The sequence below is a fragment of the Amorphoplanes digitatis genome, assembly GCF_014205335.1.
GTDB classification, from domain to species: domain Bacteria; phylum Actinomycetota; class Actinomycetes; order Mycobacteriales; family Micromonosporaceae; genus Actinoplanes; species Actinoplanes digitatus.
Window position 1 is genome coordinate 3,571,470 of the sequence record NZ_JACHNH010000001.1, and the last position, 21,676, is coordinate 3,593,145.

General features: G+C 72.1%; 21 protein-coding genes and 1 riboswitch. Of the genes, 12 read left to right on the forward strand and 9 right to left on the reverse strand.

Going from position 1 to position 21,676, the window contains the following annotated elements:
- The first annotated feature begins 143 nt into the window (after positions 1-143).
- Both BJ971_RS15410 and BJ971_RS15415 read left to right on the forward strand, forming a co-directional pair.
- Positions 144-956, forward strand: coding sequence for a polysaccharide deacetylase family protein (locus BJ971_RS15410; RefSeq protein WP_184993696.1), 813 nt, complete (start codon positions 144-146; stop codon positions 954-956).
- On the forward strand, positions 956-2,005 hold the full coding sequence (locus tag BJ971_RS15415) for a glycoside hydrolase family 26 protein (protein WP_184993698.1): 1,050 nt from the start codon (positions 956-958) through the stop codon (positions 2,003-2,005). The genes BJ971_RS15410 and BJ971_RS15415 overlap by 1 nt, the downstream gene beginning before the upstream one ends.
- Here the strand turns inward: BJ971_RS15415 and BJ971_RS15420 are convergent.
- The 6 genes from BJ971_RS15420 to BJ971_RS15445 form a co-directional block, all read right to left on the reverse strand.
- The gene (locus BJ971_RS15420; RefSeq protein WP_184993700.1) at positions 1,995-2,864 is read right to left on the reverse strand and encodes a bifunctional 5,10-methylenetetrahydrofolate dehydrogenase/5,10-methenyltetrahydrofolate cyclohydrolase; all 870 of its coding nucleotides are present in this window, start codon (positions 2,862-2,864) and stop codon (positions 1,995-1,997) included. The two genes, BJ971_RS15415 and BJ971_RS15420, sit on opposite strands and share 11 nt — an antisense overlap.
- Before the next feature lie 15 nt (positions 2,865-2,879).
- Positions 2,880-2,963, reverse strand: a riboswitch (ZMP/ZTP riboswitch).
- Positions 2,963-3,862, reverse strand: coding sequence for a DUF1616 domain-containing protein (locus tag BJ971_RS15425; protein WP_184993701.1), 900 nt, complete (start codon positions 3,860-3,862; stop codon positions 2,963-2,965). (Overlaps the previous riboswitch by 1 nt.)
- Positions 3,859-6,342, reverse strand: coding sequence for a hypothetical protein (locus tag BJ971_RS42125; RefSeq protein WP_184993703.1), 2,484 nt, complete (start codon positions 6,340-6,342; stop codon positions 3,859-3,861). Before BJ971_RS42125 ends, BJ971_RS15425 begins: the two co-directional genes overlap by 4 nt.
- A gap of 98 nt (positions 6,343-6,440) precedes the next feature.
- The gene (locus tag BJ971_RS15435; protein WP_275411361.1) at positions 6,441-7,832 is read right to left on the reverse strand and encodes a glycosyltransferase; all 1,392 of its coding nucleotides are present in this window, start codon (positions 7,830-7,832) and stop codon (positions 6,441-6,443) included.
- Positions 7,829-8,782: a glycosyltransferase family 2 protein gene (locus tag BJ971_RS15440; RefSeq protein WP_184993705.1), complete on the reverse strand. Its 954-nt coding sequence runs from the start codon at positions 8,780-8,782 to the stop codon at positions 7,829-7,831. The genes BJ971_RS15435 and BJ971_RS15440 overlap by 4 nt, the downstream gene beginning before the upstream one ends.
- Positions 8,783-8,834: 52 nt before the next feature.
- Positions 8,835-9,833, reverse strand: a complete 999-nt coding sequence (locus BJ971_RS15445; RefSeq protein WP_184993707.1) for a glycosyltransferase family 2 protein — start codon at positions 9,831-9,833, stop codon at positions 8,835-8,837.
- 787 nt (positions 9,834-10,620) lie between these two features.
- Here BJ971_RS15445 and BJ971_RS15450 point away from each other — a divergent pair.
- The 5 genes from BJ971_RS15450 (at position 10,621) to BJ971_RS15470 (ending at position 15,745) form a co-directional block, all read left to right on the forward strand.
- Positions 10,621-11,556 (forward strand): sulfotransferase domain-containing protein, encoded by a 936-nt coding sequence (locus BJ971_RS15450; RefSeq protein WP_184993709.1) that lies wholly within the window; start codon positions 10,621-10,623, stop codon positions 11,554-11,556.
- Positions 11,557-11,635: 79 nt separating this feature from the next.
- Complete coding sequence (locus BJ971_RS15455) at positions 11,636-12,547, forward strand: hypothetical protein (protein ID WP_184993711.1); 912 nt, start codon at positions 11,636-11,638, stop codon at positions 12,545-12,547.
- Between the two features lie 949 nt (positions 12,548-13,496).
- Entirely contained in the window at positions 13,497-13,847 is a 351-nt protein-coding gene (locus BJ971_RS15460; protein ID WP_184993713.1) for an S-adenosylmethionine decarboxylase, read from the forward strand.
- Between the two features lie 2 nt (positions 13,848-13,849).
- Positions 13,850-14,686, forward strand: a complete 837-nt coding sequence (locus BJ971_RS15465) for a hypothetical protein (RefSeq protein WP_184993715.1) — start codon at positions 13,850-13,852, stop codon at positions 14,684-14,686.
- A gap of 84 nt (positions 14,687-14,770) precedes the next feature.
- Positions 14,771-15,745, forward strand: a complete 975-nt coding sequence (locus BJ971_RS15470) for a serine/threonine-protein kinase (RefSeq protein WP_184993717.1) — start codon at positions 14,771-14,773, stop codon at positions 15,743-15,745.
- Here BJ971_RS15470 and BJ971_RS15475 read toward each other — a convergent pair whose 3' ends face one another.
- Positions 15,746-16,225, reverse strand: coding sequence for a maleylpyruvate isomerase family mycothiol-dependent enzyme (locus BJ971_RS15475; protein WP_184993719.1), 480 nt, complete (start codon positions 16,223-16,225; stop codon positions 15,746-15,748).
- A 135-nt stretch (positions 16,226-16,360) separates the two neighbouring features.
- Here BJ971_RS15475 and BJ971_RS15480 point away from each other — a divergent pair, with 135 nt between their 5' ends.
- From BJ971_RS15480 to BJ971_RS15490, 3 genes are read left to right on the forward strand one after another with little or no spacing between them, the layout of a single operon-like run.
- Positions 16,361-16,780, forward strand: a complete 420-nt coding sequence (locus BJ971_RS15480) for a hypothetical protein (RefSeq protein WP_184993721.1) — start codon at positions 16,361-16,363, stop codon at positions 16,778-16,780.
- A gap of 2 nt (positions 16,781-16,782) precedes the next feature.
- A complete protein-coding gene (locus BJ971_RS15485) occupies positions 16,783-17,007 on the forward strand; it encodes a helix-turn-helix transcriptional regulator (protein WP_184993723.1) in 225 nt (74 codons plus the stop codon).
- A 19-nt stretch (positions 17,008-17,026) separates the two neighbouring features.
- On the forward strand, positions 17,027-17,707 hold the full coding sequence (locus BJ971_RS15490) for a DUF4386 domain-containing protein (RefSeq protein WP_184993725.1): 681 nt from the start codon (positions 17,027-17,029) through the stop codon (positions 17,705-17,707).
- On the opposite strand, the gene BJ971_RS15495 is transcribed toward BJ971_RS15490, so the two are convergent.
- Together BJ971_RS15495 and BJ971_RS15500 are read right to left on the reverse strand one after the other, a co-directional pair.
- Positions 17,698-18,579, reverse strand: coding sequence for a universal stress protein (locus BJ971_RS15495; RefSeq protein ID WP_184993728.1), 882 nt, complete (start codon positions 18,577-18,579; stop codon positions 17,698-17,700). The two genes, BJ971_RS15490 and BJ971_RS15495, sit on opposite strands and share 10 nt — an antisense overlap.
- Positions 18,576-20,015, reverse strand: a complete 1,440-nt coding sequence (locus tag BJ971_RS15500; protein ID WP_184993730.1) for an amino acid permease — start codon at positions 20,013-20,015, stop codon at positions 18,576-18,578. Before BJ971_RS15500 ends, BJ971_RS15495 begins: the two co-directional genes overlap by 4 nt.
- Before the next feature lie 250 nt (positions 20,016-20,265).
- Here BJ971_RS15500 and BJ971_RS15505 point away from each other — a divergent pair, with 250 nt between their 5' ends.
- Complete coding sequence (locus BJ971_RS15505; protein ID WP_239087270.1) at positions 20,266-20,601, forward strand: STAS domain-containing protein; 336 nt, start codon at positions 20,266-20,268, stop codon at positions 20,599-20,601.
- Between the two features lie 41 nt (positions 20,602-20,642).
- On the forward strand, positions 20,643-21,668 hold the full coding sequence (locus BJ971_RS15510; RefSeq protein ID WP_184993734.1) for an alpha/beta hydrolase: 1,026 nt from the start codon (positions 20,643-20,645) through the stop codon (positions 21,666-21,668).
- Positions 21,669-21,676 lie beyond the last annotated feature (8 nt).

Sequence of the window (21,676 nt, forward strand, 5' to 3'; positions counted from 1 at the left end):
GGCCAGTGACCGACACCGATATCTCTGAAACAAGGGCTGAGCAGTGGTGGACGCTGCGGAAAGTGCACCGTAGGGTGTCCGAAGCTTGCCGGGGCACCGACCGATAGTGGTCATAACCGGCAGGCGTGTGGGAGGAACGAGCGGTGACCGTCGCGGCAACGCCGGCATGGGAGTCCATGCCGGCGCTCATGTATCACTCCGTGTCCGCGGTCGGCGGCCCGTTGAGTGATCTCGCCGTGCCCCGCGAGCGCCTCGCCGAGCAGCTCGGCGCGCTCACCGCCGCCGGCTACCGGCTCGTCGGGCTCACCGACGCGCTCGACCTGCTCGCACAGGGCAGCACCGACAGACTCCTCGCGGTCACCTTCGACGACGGTTACCGCGACTTCCTCACCGAGGGTGTGCCCGTCCTCGCCGAGGCCGGCGCCGGCGCCACCCTGTACGCCTCCGTCGGGCACCTGGGCGGCCAGGCCGGCTGGCTCGGCCGCTGGGCGCCCGACTTCGGCACCCTGCTGAGCTGGGACGAGCTGGCCGAGGTCGCCGACGCCGGCATCGAGATCGGCAACCACAGCCTGCTGCACCACCCGCTCGACGTGCTGCCCCCCGCCCAGCTGCGCGAGGAGATCGTGCGCAGCAAGGAGGAGCTGGAGCAGCGCCTGGGGCGCCGGGTACGCGGCTTCGCCTACCCGCACGGATACAACGGCGCCCGGGTCCGCGACGCGGTGCTGGAGGCGGGGCACGACAACGCCACCGAGGTCGGCCGGCGGCTGCACACACCGGGCGAGCGGCGCTTCGCCGTACCCCGGCTACAGCCGACGCCCACCATGACCGGCGCCGACCTGGTGAACCTGGTCGCCGGGGGCGGGTCCCCGCTGGTGCCGCGGCTCAAGCGGCTCGCGCAGCCCGGCTGGCGTGTGGTGCGCAAGGTCGCCCGCGCCGCCGGCCGGAACCTCACGTGATGTCGGCACACCGGGCATCCCGCAAGCTGACCCGCCGCCACGTGCTCGGCCTCGCCGGTCTCGCCGCCGTCCCGCTGACGGGCCTCGCCGTGCACCGGATCCGCGCCGACCACGGGCCCGCCGCGACCGCAACCCCGCCCGGCCCGGCCGCCGCGTCCGGCGCGCCGCGGCCGAGCGCGACGGCTCCGCAGGTGGTCACCAAGGGCGGCGGCACGGTGCCGTTCCGGCCCGGCCGGACCATCCTCGGCTCGTACCTCGACCTGGAGGGCAGGTCGTTCGCCGAGAGCGTGGCCCTTCGCCGCCGGCAGACCGGGCGCGACCAGCGCATCGTGCACGTCTTCTACGACTGGACCGACACGCTGCCCGCCCGGATCGACGGCCTGCCCGCGGGCGCGACGCCGCTGGTCTCCTGGCGCGGCAGCGCGTTCACCGACATCGCCTCCGGCCGCAGCGACGACCGGATCGCCCGGGCCGCCCGGCAGCTCAAGCGGCACGGCCGGCCGGTGCTGCTGCGCTGGGGCTGGGAGATGAACGGCGACTGGTACCCGTGGGGCGCGGCCCGCAACGGCAAGGACCCGGCCGGGTACATCGAGTGCTGGCGGCGGATCCACGGCATCTTCGCCGAGGAGAAGGCGACGAACGTCTCGTGGGTGTGGAGCCCGAACTGGAACTCCGCCCCGGTCGAGGAGTGGAACACGCCCGAGGCGCTCTACCCCGGCGACCGCTACGTCGACTGGGTCGGCATCTCGGGGTACAACCTGCACCGCGAGACGCCCGACACCCTCTTCGGTCCGATCTACCGGTCCTTCTCGGCGCGGAAGCCGCTGATGATCACCGAGGTCGGCTCGGTGGACCGCGGCGGCCGGACCAAGGCCGACTGGATCACGCTCTTCGCACGGTGGGTCGAGGCACACCCGGCGGTGGGCGGCGTCGTCTGGTTCGACACCGACACCCACCCCGGGTACAAGGAGAAGTGGCGCATCGACACGGACGCCGACTCCCTCGCGGCCTTCACCGCCATGGCGAAGAGCGTCCGCTTCAGCGGCTAGCCTTCTCCGCCGCCTCGATCGCGTTGCGGAACAGCATCGCCACCGTCGTCGGGCCGACGCCGCCGACCCGCGGCGTGATCGCCCCGGCCACCGCCGAGACCTCCTCGGCCACGTCGGGCAGCAGCCGCCGGCCCTCGTAGCGCACGCCGGCGCCGATCACCGTGGCGCCCGGCCGCACGTGCTCCGGCTGGATGATCCCCGGCACGCCGACCGCGGCGATCAGGATCTCGGCACGCCGGGCGTACCGCTGCCAGTCCGGCACGCCGGTGTGCACGACCGTGACGGCCGCGTTCGCGGTCGGCCGCTTCTGCGACAGCAGCATGGCGAGCGGGCGGCCGATGGTCGCGCCGCGGCCGAGGATGACCACCTCGCGGCCCGCGACCGGGATGTCGTGGTGCGCGAGCAGCGCCTCGATGCCGGCCGGCGTGCACGGCCGCGGCCCCGGCAGCCCGACCGAGAGCCGGCCCAGGTTGAGCGGGTGCATGCCGTCGACGTCCTTGTCCGGGTCGACGGTGAGCAGCGCCGCGTCATAGTCGATGTGCGCCGGCGGCGGGTACTGGATCAGCAGCCCGTGCACGGACGGGTCCGCGTTCAGCCGGTCGATCGCCCGGTGCAGGTCGTCCTGCGTCGCGGAAGCGCCGAGGTGCTCGTGCGGCGAGACGAAGCCCAGCTCGGCGGCCTGGCGCTGCTTGATCCGGATGTAGCCGGCGCTCGCGTCGTCGTCGCCGACCAGGATGGTCGCCAGTGACGGCACGACGCCGCCCTCGCGCAGCTTCGCCGCGCGCTGCGCGACGTCGGCCAGCACCGCGTCGGCCACCGGCTTGCCGGGCAGCAGTCTTGCTTCATGGGGTACGGACATGTGCGCCTACTCCGGCGTGGGCACCCAGGCGGACGGCCCCCACGGCGAGCTCCCCGATGGTGGTCCCCATCCTCGATGCCGCCAGTCGCGTGTCCTGCTCAGTCTACGGCGCTGAGATAGAGCGTTCGATAGGCGGTGTCGTCTGCGACCCGGTAGAGGTTGACGGTCATCCGCTGCGCGCCCGGCAGGCGCAGCGCCTCGGTCCAGGTTCCGTCGGCGGCCACCGCGAGGGTGCGGGTCAGGACCACCTTTCCCGGTGCGCTGAGCACCCGGAGCGTGTACGGCTCGTCCTCGGGGAGCAGGCCCTTCGCCGAGACCTGCACGGTGCGGTTGCCCGCCCGATCGACCGGACCCGACGGCCCGGCCCACAGCGCGGTGACGGTGGTGTCGTGCGTCGTGCGCGAGGTCTCGAACGACAGCCAGCCGGCCCCGCCGAGCACCAGCACCACCAGCGCCAGCGGCAGCAACTGCCGGACCAGGCGGCGGCGCCCCGCCTTCTCCTGCTCCGCCGCGTCGAGGGCCTCCTCGACCTCGGCGATCGATATCACCACGGTGGCGTCCTGCCCGAGGCCGTGCGGCGCTCGCGCGGCCGCGCCGCCGGCGCCCGCGCGGGCCGGTGCGGCAGGCGCGGCTGGTGCGGCCGGTACGGCCGGTGGCTCCGGTGCCCGGCGCGGTGCGAGCCACGCGACGGCGAGCGCGACGAGGGTGACCCCGCCCGTGGCGACCGCCCAGGAGGCCCGGTCGATCCGCAGGCCCACGACGTGGATGGCCAGGCCGGCGAGGATCAGCACGCCCATGCTCAGCGCGGGGGTGAGCACGATGCGCTCGACCGCGGTCAGGTCACGCCGGGAGAAGACCGCGCCGAGCAGCGCCAGGCCGGGCAGCACGAAGGCGAGCAGCAGGCCGCCGGCGATCGCCGCCACCTCCGGGCCCAGCAGGACCGCGGCGACCGAGGCGACGGTCAGCGCCGCGACCACGCGGCCCAGCAGGGCGTTCACCGCTCACCCAGCCGGTAGACGCGCACCGTGCCGTTGTCGTACATCCGGTCGACGTCGGTGAGCGTGTCGAACTTGCCGAGCTGGGTGTCGGTCAGCGGCGAGGTGATCTGCCCGGAGCGCGGATCCATCTCGAAGTAGGCGCCGCTCTCCGGCAACTGGGTGCCCAGCCGCCGGTCCACCACCAGGTACTGGAGGTGCAGCTCCGTCACCAGGTCCTCCTGCTCGAGTCCCCAGGAATCGGCGTAGTACAGCGGGCCGACCTCGCGGACCGGGTCCTGGCGGCCGTAGGTCGAGGCGAGGGAGACCGAGGTCGCGTCGCCGCCGACGCGGTTGCCGGGGCCCAGGACACGGCGCTGCCACTCGGCGGCCTCCAGCCCGGGCGCGTCGACCGAGCGCTCGTAGCCGCCGGCCAGGTACGGCCCCGGCAGCAGCGAGGCGAGCGGCGGCCAGCCGCCGGCCCGCGCGCCGATCATCAGCAACGTGATCATCGCGGCCCCGGCCGCGACCCGGCTGTAGAGGTTCCAGCCGCCCGGCATGACCACGTCGATGGCCGGGGCGGCGGCGCGCCACCGGTGCCCCTCGGCGTCCCGGGCCGGGATCAGCTGCACGCCCCGGACCAGGCCGATCGCGGCCAGGATGGAGATCGGGATGTAGGTGAACGTGGAGAGCCGGCCGGCGATCTCCGGCCCGTTCTGCCCCAGGAACCGCACGCCGTTGCCGGCGAAGAAGATCAGGCCGCCGGCCACCGCGGCCCACCGCCACCAGTCCCGGTCGTGGCGCTGCACCATGTCGCGGGTGACGGCGATGTAGAGCACGGCGAGGCCGAGCAGGCCGGCGCCCTGCACCGCGAGCTGGCCCAGGGAGACCGGCGCCGACGTCGACGCCGGGTCGCTCGCGCCGGACAGGAGCTGCGACACGGTACGGGTGACCTGGTCGACCGGCTCCTCCAGGTAGCCGAGGACGTCGGTGGCGACGAGCAGGATCCAGGCCGCCACGACCGCGGCGGCGGCCGCGGGCATGATCAACGCCGACCAGCGCCGCGGCTTCTCGGTGGTCAGCTCGGCGACGGCGAGCAGCAGCAGCGTAGCCACCAGCGCGAACGCCGTCACGTGGTGGCTGACCGTGGTCAGCGCCATCGACACCACGGCGAGCCAGGCGAACTGCGGTCCACCGCTGGTACGCCACCGCCGGACCGCCCAGACCGTCAGCATGAAGAACGGCAGCGCGGCGGTCTGGTACAGGAACATCGAGTTGAAGAAGAGGTAGTGCAGGGCGGTCGCGTAGATCGCGCAGGCGACGCCGGCGACCGCGGGGGAGTTGCTGGCCCGCAGCACGACGGCGAAGAGCAGGCCGACGAAGACCAGGTGCGCGACGCCGGCGACGATGACGCCGGCGGCCGTCACCGGCAGCCCGGTCAGCTGCGCGACGGCCGCGCCCAGCTCGGCGAGGCCGGGGAAGTGCTCGGCGGGCGGCAGGGCCGGGTTCGGCCGGAACAGCACGCCGGACTCCAGGATGACCGTCGTCGCGAGCCAGTGCTGTAGTTCGTCGGGGAACCGGAACTGATCCGGGCTGTACATCCATTTGAGCAGGTACTGGTTCAGGGCCAGGCCCATGACCAGCACGAACGACTCGGCGACGCCCGCCATGCGGCGGCTGAGCAGCCGCACGACGACGGGCGTGAAGACCACGACCTGGCCGATCCAGTACGCGATCTGCGCGTTGCCGGTGCCGATCCGGCCGCCGGCGTAGGCCAGCGCCACCATGAGGACGCCCAGCGCCGAGATGGTGAGCACGGCCGGGGCGTGCCCGAGGTCGAGGGGCTCGCGGCGGGGGCGGGCGGGCTTGGGCGCGCGGCCGGGGTCGGGCGGGTGCGCCGCCTCGGTCCGCGGGCCGTCGCCGCGGCCGGGCACCACCGGGATGATGGCGGTGGCGACGTCGGCCGGCCGGGCGACCCGGTACGCCGGGATCACGACGGTGTCGTCCGCCGCCCGCGGCAGGATGACCTGGGTCTCCTCGCCGGGACCGGCCTTGGGCGGCTCGGCCTTGGGCGGCTGCGGCGCGGGCTCGGCCTTGGGCGGCTGCGGTGTGGGCGCGGCCTTGGGCGGCTGCGGTGTGGGCGCGGCCTTGGGTGGCTGTGGTGTGGGCACGGCCTTGGGTGGCTGCGGCGTGGGCACGGTCAGCACCGCCGTGTCCTCGGGCGAGGAGGGCTCGACGCGCAGCACGACGGTGTCCTCGGCGCTCGCCGCGGGCTTGGCCTTCGCGAGGGCGTCGGCCCGGGCCCTGGCGATGGCGTCGGCCATGGCCCTGGCCTTGGCCGTGGCGTCGGGCGCCCCGGCCGCCGGGACCTGCGTCTTGGGCACGCCGGACGTGGTCTGTACGTCCGGCGCGGGCGGGCGCACCCCGGTGGGGTCCGGCCGCGCGTCGTCCGGGGTCTTGCTCGGTTCTGGCGAGCGCTGGTCTGCCGAGCGCTGGTCCGCCATGGGCTGGGCCTCCGTGGCGTTGTCGCACATACAGGTCCTCTGGACCGAGAATGCCGCGTGAGCTGGGAACTTTCCGGTGAACGGCCGACTCGGCGCGATCAGCGGTCGCCGCGGGCCTTCGCCCGGGCGGCCCGCCGGCCCTTCAGGTAGGCGCGCGGACCCGCCAGCATGCCGCGGCGGTTGGCCGTCAGCAGCTCCCGGGGGAAGTCGTCGCGCAGCGTCGACACCCGCAGGCTGTCCTTGCTGGTGAGGTCGCGCAGGGCACCCGGCGCCAGCCGCAGCAGCGGCCAGAGCAGGCCCGGGCGCTTCATCAGCAGGCTCGTGTACGCGGCGGTCAGCCCGGCGCCGTACCCGACCATCTGCTTGTGCAGGCCCTCGAGGTCGCGCCGGTGGTAGTGGTGGGTCACCGCGGTCGGCTGGTAGACGATCGTGCCGCCGCCGACCAGGACCTGGGTGAACGCCAGGGTGTCCTCCGAGCCCATGGCCGGCGTGCCGGCGCCGAGCGCGGTGTCCCAGCCGCCGATGCGCTCGATGACTCCCGGGCGGAAGGTCATGTTCGCGCCCGTGCCGAACGGCGGCAGCGGGTACAGCGGGCTCTGGATGTGCGCGGTCGCGGGGCTGAACACGTCCGGCTTGAAGCCGCGGCCCTTGCTGTGCCCGCCGAACTGCTCGAACCAGAGCTGCGCCTGTGTCTCCAGCTCGGCGGGGACGATCACGCCGGAGACGACGTCCGCCTCGGGGTGGTCGGCCAGGGCCCGGGCGACCTCGGCGAGCCAGTTGACGTCCGCGTACTCGTCGTCGTCGATCCAGGCCAGGATCTCGCCGGGCGCGGCAGCGACGGCGGCGTTGCGGGCGAAGGAGAGGCCGCCGCGCGGCTCGACCAGGTAGTCGACGTTGCCGCGGCGGGCCGCGGCGCGGACCACCTCGGCGGTCGCGCCGGTGACCGGTGCGTTGTCGACGACCAGGACCCGGAAGTCCGGGTACGCCTGCGCGAGCAGGCTGTCCAGGCAGCGGGCCAGGGCGCCGGGCCGCTCCCGGGTACAGATCACCACGGTGATCGGGGGCGCCTCGGCGAGCACCTCGCGGCGCCGGGCCAGGAAGGCCGGCTCGGTCGCCGGCGTGATGCCGTCGATCGGCAGCGTGGCCAGCCCAAGGCCGGCGAGCCGCGGCGCCAGCGCCGTGCCGAGCTCGGCCTGGATCGCGGCCGCCAGCTCGGCGGGCCGCAGGCCCCGGGTCGGTACGTCGATGAGCACGGTGCCGATCGGCTCGGTGAAGAGCCGGACGAGCACCCAGGCCTGCAGGACCCGGCGGTGGTCCGCGCCGACGCCGGCGACCACCGGCAGCGGCTCGGAGAGATCCAGGTCGAGCACGGTCGCGGGCAGCACCTCGCCGCTGGGCTCGAAGGCCGGCGGCGTGATCATCTCGTCGACGCGCTGCTCGGGAACCCAGACCTTGCCGTTGATGCCGACACCGTTCACCCCCGCGGTCATCGGGCCAGTCCGGCCGGGACGGTGCGGCGGGCCGCGAACGTCTCGACGACACCGCCGACGGCGGCCGCGGTGACCCCGGCGAGCACGCCGCAGGCCTTGAGCAGGTGGTGCGTGCCCCGGCCGCGGGTGGCGGCGGCCAGGTTGCGGAACACCGCCCCGGGCAGCGAGCGCAGGTAAGCCTGCTCGGAGCCGAGGCTCTGCGAGCCGTTGAGCAGCCCGGCCATCGCGACCTTGCCGCGACCCTCAGCGTAGCAGCGGCGCAGGAAGTATCCGAAGGTTGAGTGGGTTGCTGGTACCTCGTGCCGAATTGTCGCGTGCGGCACGTACATCCACCGGCCGCCGGCGAGCGCGCTCATCCGCAGGCACAGCTCGGTGTCCTCGGGCCGGTTCTGGTTGCCGAGCTTGCCGAAGCCGGTCCGGAAGCCGCCGACCGCCAGGAACGTCTCGCGGCGCACCACCATGCTGGCCGACCACACGTTGCGGATCGGCGCGGTGCTGGTCGGCATACCCGCGTACGAGCCGCCGACCGCCCACAGGAACTCCGCCGGCATCCAGGCGGGCTCGGTGCGCTCCCAGGCGGGCTGGATGCCGCCGCCGGTGCCGACGACCTCCCGGTCCGCGAACGGCGCGACCAGGCCGGCCAGCCAGTCGGGGCCGGCGACCGTGTCGTCGTCGAGGAACGCGATAAGCGAGGTGCTGGTGTGGAACGCGCCGGTGTTGCGGTTGCCGGAGACGCCCTGTGCGTAGAGGTTCTCCAGGACGGTCACGCCGCCCAGGTCGCGCCGGGCCCGGCGGAACAGGGCCGGGTTGTGGTCGACCACGACGACGATCTCGGCGGGTGCGTACGTCTGCGACCGGGCGGAGGCGACGGTGCGCACCAGCGCGGGCCAGCGCTGCTCGCTGTGGGTCGGTATGACGATGCTGACGGCGGGGCGGGGGGTGGATTCCACGCTTGGTACTCCTCGGGCGGGGTGGGGGAGCAGGACTGCGGAGCGGGAGAGCTCAGTCCTCGCGGGTGGCGCGGGCCTGGAGGGCCCGGATGTCGTCGGTGCGGCGGGTGCCGACCTCGTCGCGGCGGGCGCGGCTGGACTGCGCGACGTGCCGGCGGGGCTCACCCGTGGCCGGCGGCCGGTTGACGACCTTGTTCAGCGGACGCGCCGGCGTGGTGTTCGCGGGCCGGGCGGTCGGGTGCTGGTGCACGATGACGCCCTGGTCGCCGGCGGGGTTGCGGCGCATCCGGCGCATCCGGCCGTACTCGCTGAAGATGGTCCGCAGCACGCGGAAGCCGTCGCGGAAGGTGTTCAGGTTGCTCTGGCCGTGGATCCGGGCGTGCTCGATGCTGCCCACCTCGCCGACCTTCATCCCGTCGGCGGCGGCCCGAATGTTGATCATCGTCTCGATCTCGAAGCCGTCGCCCCAGAGCTTGCTGCCGTCGACCGGGCGCGGCAGCGTCGGGTCCGGCAGGGCCAGGGTCGGCACGACCCGGCGCCAGAACGCGTTGTAGCCGTAGCAGAGGTCGGTGAACCGGGTTCCGAAGAGGACGTTCACCACGAGGTTGAGGCCGTCGTTGCCGAGCTTGCGCAGCGGGGTGATGTCGTGGCTGTGCCCGCCCTTGGCGAAGCGCGAACCCTTGACGAAGTCGGCGCCGGCGACGAGCTCGGCGACGAAGCTCGGGATCTCGGCCGGGTCGGTCGAGCCGTCGGCATCGATCATCACGATGATGTCGCCGGTGCAGGCGGCGAAGCCGCAGGCCAGCGCGTTGCCCTTGCCGGTACGGGTCTGCTGGACGATCACCGCGTCCGGCCGCAGCTCGAGGGCCACCGCGACGGTGCGGTCCTGGGAGCCGCCGTCGACCACGATCACCTCGCTGACGCCCTCAGGAAGTTTGGCGAACACGTGCGGCAGGTTCCGCTCCTCATTCAGCGCCGGGATCACGACGCTCACCGTCGGTGATGAGTTGTCGTTACTCGCCGTGTTGTTTGAGGACGAAAGGTGCTGCATGTGGGTCCCTCCTGGGGCGGCGGATGCGACCGAATCGGTTGTTTCCGGGGGCAGAAACTCAGTCGCTCGCTTCTGACGACAAATCTAGCCGAGGGCTACGTAGGGTCAACTAACCGAAGAGCCAGGGTGACGATATCCGTGCGGTGAACCCCGGCCAATCGAATGACCAGGGGTTATTCACATGGGCAACAGGAATGTCCATCAGTCCCAGCCGTTACATTCAGTAACGGACATTGAGGCACGCCGGGCCTGAGAATGGTCGCCCGGTGCCATTCCGGCGGAACCCGTCAGCCCCGGACAGGGAACAGCACATAAAGCCAATGTCGGATTTTTACGATGTGACGGGGATCACTCTCAGTGTTGTCACAGAGAGTGAAACCTGGGGTGCAGAACAGTTATATCGGGGGTCGGGCGCGCGGATAGCACGTCGATGGATAGGTTGACACCGTGACCCGCACGCCGGCCCCGCGACGTGACGCACGGTCGACGGCACTGTGGGTGAACCGGTGACCGCGGCCGAAGCGCTGTGTGTTTGCGGCCATCAGCGAAACGCGCACGAACACCACCGCGCGGGCACCGACTGCACCTTCTGCGGCCCGGGGGTCTGCCCCCGCTTCCGACGGCGCCGCTGGTGGCACCGGCGCGCCTGATTTCGGCGATGTTTCACCGCTCCCGCCAGGAGGGACGGCGGTGGAGAATGCCTACTTCTTCTGTAGGCTAAGTGCCACTAATGCGGGGTGCCGCGCACCTCGTGCGGCGCGCCGCACCGCGCGAGGAGGGACCCCCCATGGCACTCCCTGACTTCCTGATCGCCGGCGTCCCCAAGGCGGGCACCACCGCGCTGCACGCGGCGCTGGTCCGCCATCCGGGCCTGTTCCTGCCCACGGTGAAGGAGCCGAAGTTCTTCCTCACCGACGGGCCGCCGCCGCGCACGGGCGGACCCGGCGACGTGCAGACCTACCAGGAACACGTGTGGCGCCGCGACGATTACGAGGCGCTCTTCGCGCCCGCGCCGGCGGGCACGCTGCGGGGCGAGGCGACACCCTTCTACCTGTACGACCACGGCGCGCACGACCGCATCCACGCCTTGGTGCCGTCGGCGAAGCTGATCCTGCTCCTGCGCGACCCGGTGGACCGGGCGCACTCCAACTGGACGCACCTGTGGAACGCCGGCCTCGAGCCGGAGGCCGACTTCCTCACCGCCTGCGGCGCCGAGCAGCGGCGCCGCGCCGACGGCTGGGCGGACTTCTGGCACTACATCAGCCTCGGCCTGTACGGCCGCCAGGTGCAGCACCTGTACAAGGTGTTCCCCCGCGAGCAGGTGCTGCTGCTGCGCTACCGCGAGCTGAAGGACGCGCCGGCCGCGACGCTCGACCGGGTCTGCGACTTCCTCGGCGTACAGTCCGGGGTGCTCCGGGAGATCCCGAAGGAGAACGTGAACCGGCACGTCGTCGAGGACAACGGCGTCAACCGGGTGGCGCGCGGCCTGCTCCGCACCGGCGGGCGGTTCGGGCACCGTTTCCCGGTGCCGCTGCGGCTCGCGGCGCGCGGGCCGATCCTCACCCTGCTGCACCGCAAGCGCGGCGCCCGCCCGGTGACCACCCAGCAGGAGCGTGCCGCGCTGCTGCCGCTCTTCGCCGATGACATCGCGCTGTTGCAGGACGTCACCGGCGAGCGCTACGACGACTGGATGTCGGTCGACCGACACGCCCGCGCGTCGTAATCCCTATCTTCCCCATAGATCAGCCAAACTTGAGCCGACACTCTTCGCTGTGCCGCTGACGTCACGAAACGGAGCCGCCTTGTCCATCGGAATCCAGGCCCTGCCCCTGCCTCGCTGGGAGGACGCGACGGTGGTGGTCGAGCCGCCCGGAGACGAACCGGGAGCATGGGCGGGCGCACCGTCGGCCATCGTCGCGGACGGTGAGGTCTACCTCGCGTACCGCCTGCGGTTGCCGATCGGCGAGGGGCGGGGCATCTCCAATGTCGTCGCCCGCTCCGCCGACGGCCTGCGCTTCACCGTCGTCGCCGAGATCGGAAAGGACGGCTTCGGCGCGGAGTCGCTCGAACGCCCCGCCCTGGTCCGTACGCCGGAGGGCCGGTGGCGGCTCTACGTCAGCGCCGCCACCCCCGGCACCAAGCACTGGCGGGTCGACCTGCTCGAGGCCGGCACCCCCGAAGGGCTGGCCACCGCCACGCCGATCACGGTGCTCGCCGGGGACGAGACCGCCGGCGTCAAGGACCCGGTGCTGCACCACGACGAACACGGCTGGCACCTCTGGGCGTCGGTGCACCCGCTGGAGTCCTGGGACGACGCCGACCGCATGACGACGCAGTACGCGACGAGCCCCGACGGCGTGCACTGGACCTGGCGCGGCACGGCGCTCGCCGGGCGCCCGGGTCGCTGGGACGCCCGCGGCGTGCGGATCTCCTCGGTGTCGGTCGACGGCGACTCCATCGTGGCCGCCTACGACGGGCGCGCCACGGCGGGGGAGAACTGGGAGGAGCGCACCGGCACCGCCCGCGGCGTGCGGCTGCCGGACGGCAGCTTCGGCGAGCTGACCGCGGAGGACGGCGAGCCCGTCGGCAGCCCGCACGCCCCGAACGGCCTGCGCTACCTGAGCCTGGTCACCATGCCCGACGGCCGGCAGCGGATCTACTACGAGGCGACCCGCGAGGACGGCGCACACGACCTGCGCACGGAACCCGCCTGACGAGTGCGGGTGACGGCCCTGAGAGCACGATCACCTCGGCGGGGCCTGCGGTGCGCGTCGTGATCGACTTGTCCTAGCGTCAGACACACAAAAGCCCGGTCTCCGGCGCCCGCCACCATCAACGGCGGGTCTATAGCGAGACCGTAATGGCGGAGCCCGTCCCACGAGGACGGGCTCCGCCATTTCTGTATCCCCTCCGGTCCTCCGACGTCGGCGGCGGGTCCACGCCGCACCGGATCCGACCCGGGCCGGCCCCGCGCGCGCACCCGGCCTCACCTCGTTCGCGCCGGCCACCGTTCCTGAGCGACCCGGGTTGTCGCAGCGCAAAGCGGTGCGTGAGCGTTCCCGCGAAGCAGCTACAGAAGGTAGTGACGGCGCTCCGGGTTGTAGAGATCTAACCGGCCTGCACCCCAGGAATCACGCAATGTGACGACGTTGCAGGTGACCCGCGCCACTCGGACTAGTCGGACATAGACGTCTTATGCCCTGCGGGCGCCTTGCTGCTCGATCGTGTTCGACTGTCCGGGCGTGTCGTTGATCGGCGCTCACCTGCATTTATGGGCGAAACCCACGGGGCCGGACAGGGCTGGAGGGGTCGTTGTTGCGGCACCTCGATCGTTCGGTCAGTCGGGGGACTCCGGCCGGCGCTTGTCACCCCGCCTTTGCGGTCAGTTGACCCTGCGTAACTCTTTGCTAGATTTGGTGACAGAAGCGAGCGAGTCGGGCTTCTACCCGGAAAGCCTCAAACCCGCTGCATCTGCCACCACGGAGGAACCGAAATGCCGTCGATCACGACATCGAGTACCACGAAGCGTGATGACAAGGAATCACCCAGAGTGAACGGTGGTCAACGCAAGCAGGTCGTGGGCAGCAAGCCGCGGCCCAGCACGGCCCCCTCCTGGTGAACCGCACCGCTCCCGATCCCCCTGCACCGGAAGGCACCACGAAAATGCTCGGCTTCAAGGACCTCGCCCCGACCATCACCCGCCAGCGCATGGTCGTCGAGGGCTACCCGACGTTCGTGATCACCGACGAGCACATCAAGGACTATCTGAAGAAGCTCTCGGACGTGACCGACATGATCACGATCATCGAGCCGGTGACGCACGTCAGCGAGCTGTACGGCTGGGCCGGCTGGATCCACTGGGAGACCTCCGGCGCGCACTTCTACTCGTGGGAGCGTCCGATCTCGTTCTTCAGCGTCGACATCTACACCTGCAAGGCGTTCGACCCGCAGGTCGTCCTCGACTTCACAAAGGACTACTTCAAGACCACCGAGATCGTCTCGAAGGAGTTCTGAGCATGACCACGACGACCGTCCGCTACGACCTCGACGCCGCCGGGATGCAGCGCATCACCGCGGAGTTCCTGGCCGCGCACCCGGCCGGCACCGGCCGTTTCGTGACGGCGGTCGTCGGTCCCGACACCGAACTCGCCCGCGTCGGCCGCGCACTCGAGCGCCGGGTCTTCGAGGAGTCGTTCGGCAACGACGCCGCGGTCATGGCCGCCGAGTATGGCCCGTACGAGGCGAACAGCCTGTTCTTCGTGGTGATCGACCGGCGCCGGGGCGTCCCGGCGGGCGTGGCCCGCATGATCGAGGGCAACGGCGCCGGCGTGAAGACCATCGACGACGCGCCCCAGCACATCGGCGTCGACGTCGGCACCATCCTCGCCGCGCACGGCATGAACGGCGAGCGGGTCTGGGACTGCGCGACCCTCGCGGTGCTGCCGCAGTACCGCGGTGGACGGTCGTCGCTGCTGGTCAGCTCGATGCTCTACCGCACGTTCCTGGTGATCGGCCGTCGCCGCGGCGTGCGGCACGCGGTGTCGATGCTCGACCGCGGCGCGTACCGCAACATCGGCATGATCGGCGCGCCCATGCGTACCCTCGCCGACTCGGCGGCGTTCGCCTACCTGGGTTCGCCGGAGAACCGCGCGGTCTACATGGACTTTCCGCTCATCGAGCCCGCGGTCCGCGAGCAGGCGGTCCGGATGCGCCGGGCGTCGCGGCCCACCCTGACGGCGCTGCGCCGCTCCGGCCTGCGCAAGCTGCTGACCCGCCGGATCGCGTCCCAGGTGTCCACCCGCATCGGTACGGGCGCCGACGTCGACGAGCACATCGTCGTCGTCGAGGACTGACGGAGCGTTTTACCCGGCGGGCCGCCGGGTAGAGACCCGGCGACCACGGCGCGGGCTGCGCCGTGGGTGCGACAGGGGAGCGCGATGCGAACGCTGGGCGGGCGGTACCGGCTCGAACGACGCATCGGCGTCGGCGGCATGTCCGAGGTGTGGCGCGGACACGACCGGGTGCTCGACCGGCCCGTCGCCGTCAAGATCATGGCGCCGGCGGTCGAGGGCACCCTCGGCCGGGTCTGCGGGGTCGACCTGGTCCGCACCGAGGCCCGGTCCGCCGCGCGGCTCGCGCACCCGAACGTCGCCGGCGTGCACGACTTCGGCACCTCGCCGGCACCGGATCGCGAGGTGCCGTACATCGTCATGGAGCTGGTCGAGGGGCAGACCCTGGGCGCGCACCTCGACGCCGGGCTGTTCGACTGGCGCATCGCCGTCCGGATCTGCGCCGAGGTGGCCGCGGCCCTCGCCGCGGCGCACGCGGAGCGGGTCGTGCACCGCGACATCAAGCCCGCGAACGTCATGCTCACCCCGGCCGGCGCGAAGGTGCTCGACTTCGGCATCGCGGCCGCGGTGGGCAGCCACGACCCGGACCCCGACGGGCCGGTCATGGGCACGCCGGCCTACGTCGCGCCGGAGCGCTTCGCGGGCCTGCCCGCGACCCCCGCGTCCGACATGTACTCCCTCGGCGTGCTGCTCTACCACTGCCTCTCGGGCCGGCTGCCCTGGACGGCGGCCGGAAACACCGAAATGGTGCACGCGCAGCGCCACCTGGACCCGGAGCCGTTGCCGCACATCGACGGGCTCGCCACCGAGGTGCTCGACCTCTGCTCGCGCTGCCTGCACCGGGACCCGGCCGAGCGGCCGACCGCGCTGGTCGCGGCGCTGCTGCTCGCCGAGGCCGTCGACGCCCGGGTGTACGTCCCGCTCGTCGACCCCGCCGCGACGCCGCGACCGTCCAGGGTGCCGCCGTGGGACGCGCGCGCCGCGGCCGCACCGACGAGCGCCGCCCTGCCCGCCGCGCCCCCGCCGCACCACGACGACCGCCCGGGCCGGCACCGCGCCTGACTATCGGCGCGTCCGCCGTTCCGGCGCCGAACCCTCGACGCGGCACCGCAGCTCGGCGACCCCGTCGCCGGACAGCTCCGCCAGCACGGCCCGGCGACCGGTCAGCGCGAGCATCACCGCCTCGGCCGTGCCCCGGACGAGCGGGCCGCCGCCCCAGGACCAGTCCACGTCGGTGGCCTCGAAACGGAGGCCGGCCGGTCGGCGCTTCGGCAGGAAACCCACGGCGCGGCCGCCCACCAGGAAGTCCAGCGACACCCGCAGGCGGTCCGGTCGGAGATCATGAGGCAGGCCGAGCAGCCTGCGGATGTCCTGCCCGTGCACCTGAAGATCGGTGAGCTGCCCCGGGTAACCGACGATCGGCGGGCGGAACGGATTCTCCGCGTTCGCCCGCAGCAGCGCGGCGAGCTCGCCGGCCGGCCGGTCGGCCATCCGGGTGGCGAGCCGGGCGTTGGCCCTGTGTATGTCGAAGCCGCTGCGCACCAGCAGCGGCAGCAGCGACGAGTGCGCGGCGGAACGCTATCGCACCCGGCATCGCGCCATGTCAAAAATCCTTGACACCATGTCAAAGTGACTTTACCTTCGGGATGTCAAACTTTTTATACATGGGAGCGGGACATGGCCTCCGAGGAGAAGCGCGCCTGGATCTCCGCACTGGTCGGGTTCGTCGTCCCGGTCGTCTACCTCGCGTTCGTCCTGTCCAAGGTGCCGGGTGCGGACGTGGCGGAGATCGCCTACGTGGTGCCGATGCTCGCCTCGATCGGCATCGGGATCGGCGTGGGCATCGTGCTGGCCATCGTGGTCGCCGTGGCCTCGCCGCGGGACGCGGACCGGACCGACGAGCGCGATCGGGAGATCAACCGGCGGGGCGAGTACGTCGCGTTCTACGTCATGAGCGGCGCCGCGATCGTGCCGCTGGTCCTGGCGATGGCGGAGGTCGCGCACTTCTGGATCGCCCACGCGCTCTACCTGGCGTTCGTCCTGGCCGCGCTGGCCTCGTCGGTCGTGAAGATCGTCGTGTACCGGCGGGGCTGGTAGGCGTGGGCAAACCGACAAGGGTGACCAACTCGATCCGGGCGCTGCGCTTCGCGCACGGGGAGATGACCCAGGCGGAGCTGGCCGACCGCATCGGGGTGACCCGCCAGACCGTCATCGCGATCGAGCAGGGCCGCTACTCGCCGTCGTTGGAGGTGGCCTTCCAGATCGCGCGGGTGTTCGGGGTGCCGCTCGACGACGTCTTCGGATACCCGGAGACCCACGAATAGACGAAATCGAGGAGGGATCATGCAACCAGAAGGGCTGAATCGTACCGCCCGCATCACCGGGCTGTTCTACCTCGGCAACGCGATCACCAGTGTGCTCGGGTTCATCGTCATCCGCCCGCGGCTCTTCGACGCCGACGATCCCACCGCGACGATGGCCAACCTGGTCGCGCACGATTCGCCGGCCCGCTGGGGCATCGCGCTGTACCTGGGCATGGTCGTCACACAGACCCTCGCCGCGGCCTGGTTCTACCGCCTGTTCCGCACCGTTGACTCCTTCGCCGCGAGCGGGATCGCCGCCTTCGGGCTGGTCAACGCGGTCGTGGGCGTCATGAGCACGGCACTGCTGGCCACGGCGGTCGAGGTGGCGGCCGATCCGGTCGGCGACCCGGTGGCCACCGTCCAGGTTCTGCACCTGCTCAACGAGAACCTGTGGGGTGTCGGAGCGCTGTTCTTCGGCCTGTGGCTGATCCCGATGGGCTGGTGCGTCCTGCGGTCGGGCTGGATGCCCAGTGCCCTGGGCCGGCTCCTCGTCGGTGGCGGCGCCGGGTACGTGCTCAGCGCGTTCGTCGCCTACCTCGCTCCCGGCGCGCAGGTCCTCGCCGAGGCACTCACCTATCCCGCGTCCGTCGGCGAGCTGTGGATGGTCGGCTACCTGCTGATCCGCGGTGTGCGGCGGCGAGCGGCCGTGGCTCAGGTCTGACCGGCGGCGCTGCGCGGGACGATGACCACCGGGCGGCGGGCGCGGCGCACGAGCCGGGCCGAGACCCCGCCGAGCAGCACCCGCCGTGCCGGGCCGTAGCCGCGCGAGCCGCAGAACAGCACGTCCACGTCGTCCAGGTCGGCGAGCGACTCGACCACGTCGCCGACCCGGATCTCCCAGTCGGTCTCCACGCCCGCCGCGGACTCGGCCGCCCGGCTCAGCGCCAGCTCGTAGGTCTCCCGGGCGGTCTCCAGGAACGCGTGCTCGGCGTCCTGCCCGACCAGGAACGGCATTGTGGCGTCGGCATCCGCGACCACCGTGTACAGCCGCAGCGGGCTGCCGGTGCGCGCCGCAAGCCGGGCCGCCGCCGCGAGCGCCGCCCGGCCGTCGGGGGTGTCCACGTAGGCGACGCCGACGCGGCCCAGCGCGCCCGGCGGCGTCTCCATCGCGGCCGGCGCGACCGCGACGGGGCAGACGCTGCCGGCCAGCAGCCGCTCGGCGGTGCTGCCCGCGAAGAGCCGGTGCCGGCTGCCGGCCCGCCCGGAACCCACGACGATCACCTCCGCCGACAGCTCCTCGGCGAGATCGTGCAGGCCGTGTGCCGCCGAGGTGGAGGCGACCACCCGGTACGCGATGTCGCCGGTCGCGCCGGCGAGCACCGTGCGGGCGCCGTCGAGCACCGCCGTGGCGGCCCGGTGCCGGTCGGCCACCCACTCGGCGTCGACCCGGCCCGAGCCGAGCGCGGACGGCGCCGGATGCACGACCGCGACGATCAGCGGGGCGTCCAGCGTCTGCGCCGTCCACTGGCCGAGCCGCAGGGCGTCCTCGGACGCCTCGCCGCCGTCGACGCCGACGATGACCGGGGCGCTCACCGGGGCTCCCCGCCCGGCGCCGGGGCCCGGCGCAACCGGGAGTGGCGGTAGCCGTACAGGAAATAGATGGCCAGGCCGATGATCAACCAGACCACGAAGCGGATCCAGGTGCTCAGCGGGAGGTCCGACATCAGGTAGACCGCGAAGAGCACGCCGAGGATCGGCAGCACCGGCGACCACGGCACCCGGTACGGCCGGGGCATGTCCGGCCGGGTCCGGCGCAGGATGATCACACCGATGTTGACGAGCACGAACGCGAACAGCGTGCCGATGTTGACGAGCTTGACGATCTCCGAGAGCGGCACCAGCGCCGCGAGGATCGCGATGAGCACGCCGAGGCCGATGGTCAGCCGCGCCGGGGTGCCGTACCGCTGGTTGACCGTTGCCAGCTTCTCCGGGAGCAGGCCGTCGCGGCACATGGCGAAGAAGATGCGCGTCTGGCCGTACAGGATGACCAGGACGACGCTGGTGATGGCGACGACCGCGCCGAGCGCGAGGATCGAGGCCGCCCAGCTCATGCCGGCGCCCTGGTCGAGGGCCGCGGCCAGCGGCGCGTCGCTCCCCGCGAGCTGCTCCGGGGTGGCGATACCGATCGCGCCGACCGCGGTCAGCACGTAGAAGACCGTGCAGATGGCCAGCGAGCCGATGATCGCCAGCGGCAGGTCCTTGGCCGGGTTGCGGGCCTCCTCGCTGCCGGTGGAGACCGCGTCGAAGCCGATGTAGGCGAAGAAGATGATCGCGGCGGCCGAGGTGACCCCGTCGACACCGGACGGCGCGAACGGGTGGAAGTTGCCGGTGCCGAAGTTGAAGAGCGCCACGACGATGAAGAACAGCAGCACCGTCAGCTTGACCCCGACCATTACCAGGTTGACCCGGGCGCTCTCGGTGACGCCCCGCACCAGCAGCAGCGTGATGGCCAGGACGATGAAGACGGCGGGCAGGTTCAAGACGCCACCGTCCTCGGGTGACTTGGAGATGGCGTCCGGCAGGGCAACCCCGAACGCGGCGTCGAGGAACGCGTTGAGGTTGCCGCCCCAGCCGACCGCGATCGCGGCCACCGAGACGCCGTACTCGAGGATCAGGTCCCAGCCGATGATCCAGGCGACGATCTCGCCGAGCGTGGCGTAGGTGTAGGTGTACGCGCTGCCGGAGACCGGGATGGACGAGGCCAGTTCGGCGTAGGAAAGTGCGGAGAACGTGCAGGCGACCGCGGCCAGCACAAAGGAGAGGATGACCGCGGGGCCGGCCACCGAGGCGCCCTCGCCGATCACCACGAAGATGCCGGTGCCGATGATCGCGCCGACGCCCATGGCGGTCAGGTGGGTGGCGCTGACGGCCTTCCTGAGCCCGTGGCCCTCCTCGGTGGTCTCGGAGATCAGCGACCGTACGTCGCGGATCGCGAAGATTCCCGGGCGTGGGTTCGAACCATTCACCATGCTGAGACCATCCTCCACATGCGTCGGCTGCGCGCCTCCCACCAGCGGATCCGCCGGATGCTGCCTACTTTCCCGCAGTGGTCTCTGTTGATGCCGTCGATGCGTGATTTTCTCGTGACGCTCTGAGGCGGACGTGGTGTCCGCCCTGGTCACGGAAACAGCGGGCAGCCTGCGGGGGCACCGGAGGGCGTTGTACCGTGGGCCGACGGGCTACCGTGTTCGGAGGTCGGGGTACATGGGCGAGGCCGTGATGACCACACGGCGCCAGGCGGACGGCGCGATCGTGGTCGAGATCCGCGGCTCCCTCGACGCGGCGACTGTGGACGCGCTGCGCAGGGCGGTGCTCGGCACCCTGCAGGCGGAGCGCCCGGTGATGATGATCGTCGATCTTACCTTCGTCACCTTCATGGACTCGATGGGCGTCGGCGCTCTGGTGGCCGGCTACAACGCCGCCCGCGACACCGGCACCCGGTTCCTGCTGCGCAACCCGAGCGACTTCGTGCACCGGCAACTGCGGATCACCGGCCTGGCCGAGATGTTCGGCCTGCCGCCCGGTTCCTCCCGCCCGCAGACATACACTCCATAGCCCCGTGGGCGACCGGGCCCTGCGCCGGTTATGGTGCCGTCATGGAACCGGCGGTCGGGGCGTGGTGCGGGAACGCCGAGATCTGCTTCCGGCTCCATGATCACGAGCACCGGCTCAAGTCCGTACGGCTGAGATCCGGGGCCGCGAGCGGCGAGTTCAGCTACGACGCCGAGCGGCGCAGCTGGGAGCTGCGGCTGCCCCGCCCGCCCGTGCGGCGCGTCGAGTACCACCTGGAGCTCGGCCATCCGGACGGCTCCAACGAGATCGTCTGCGACCCCGACAACCCGCGCCGCAGCGGCGAGTCCTCCGTGCTCTGGTGCCCCGACTACCGCGAGCCCGACTGGCTGCACCTGCCGCAGGCCGCCGGCCGGTGGCGGGAGGTCTACCTGCCGCTGCCGGCCGTCCGCGGCGAGATGATCGCCCGGATCTGGTCGCCGGACACCCGCACCGATCGGGTCCTGGTCGCGCACGACGGACCCGACTTCCTCCGGTACGGCGAGATCGGCCGTTACACCGGCGCCATGATCGGTGCGGGGCGGGTGCCGCCGTACCACCTCGTGCTGCTGCCGCCCGGCGAGCGCTTCGAGTGGTACTCGGCCAGTCCGGCGTACGCCAAGGCGCTGGCGCGCGACGTCCTGCCGAAGCTGGCCGCCGAGCTCGGCACCGACCGGCCCGTGGTCGGCGCCGGCGCCAGCCTCGGCGCCCTGGCCATGCTGCACGCGCAGCGCCGCCATCCGGAGCGCTTCGCCGCGCTGTTCCTGCAATCGGGCAGCTTCTTCCAGCCGCGCTTCGACCGGCAGGAGTCCGGGTTCCGGCGCTACCTGCGCATCGTCCGGTTCACCGGACGGGTCCGGCGCGACGCGGCCTTCGACGCCGGCGTACCGGCGGCGCTCACCTGTGGTGCGGTCGAGGAGAACCTGGCGAACAATCGCGACATGGCCGCGGTACTGGGCCGGCAGGGCTACACCGTCAGCTTCAGCGAGGTTCCCGACGCGCACAACTGGACCGGGTGGCGCGACGCCCTCGATCCGGACCTGACCAGGTTGCTCCAGAAGGTGTTCATCTAGCGGGAGGC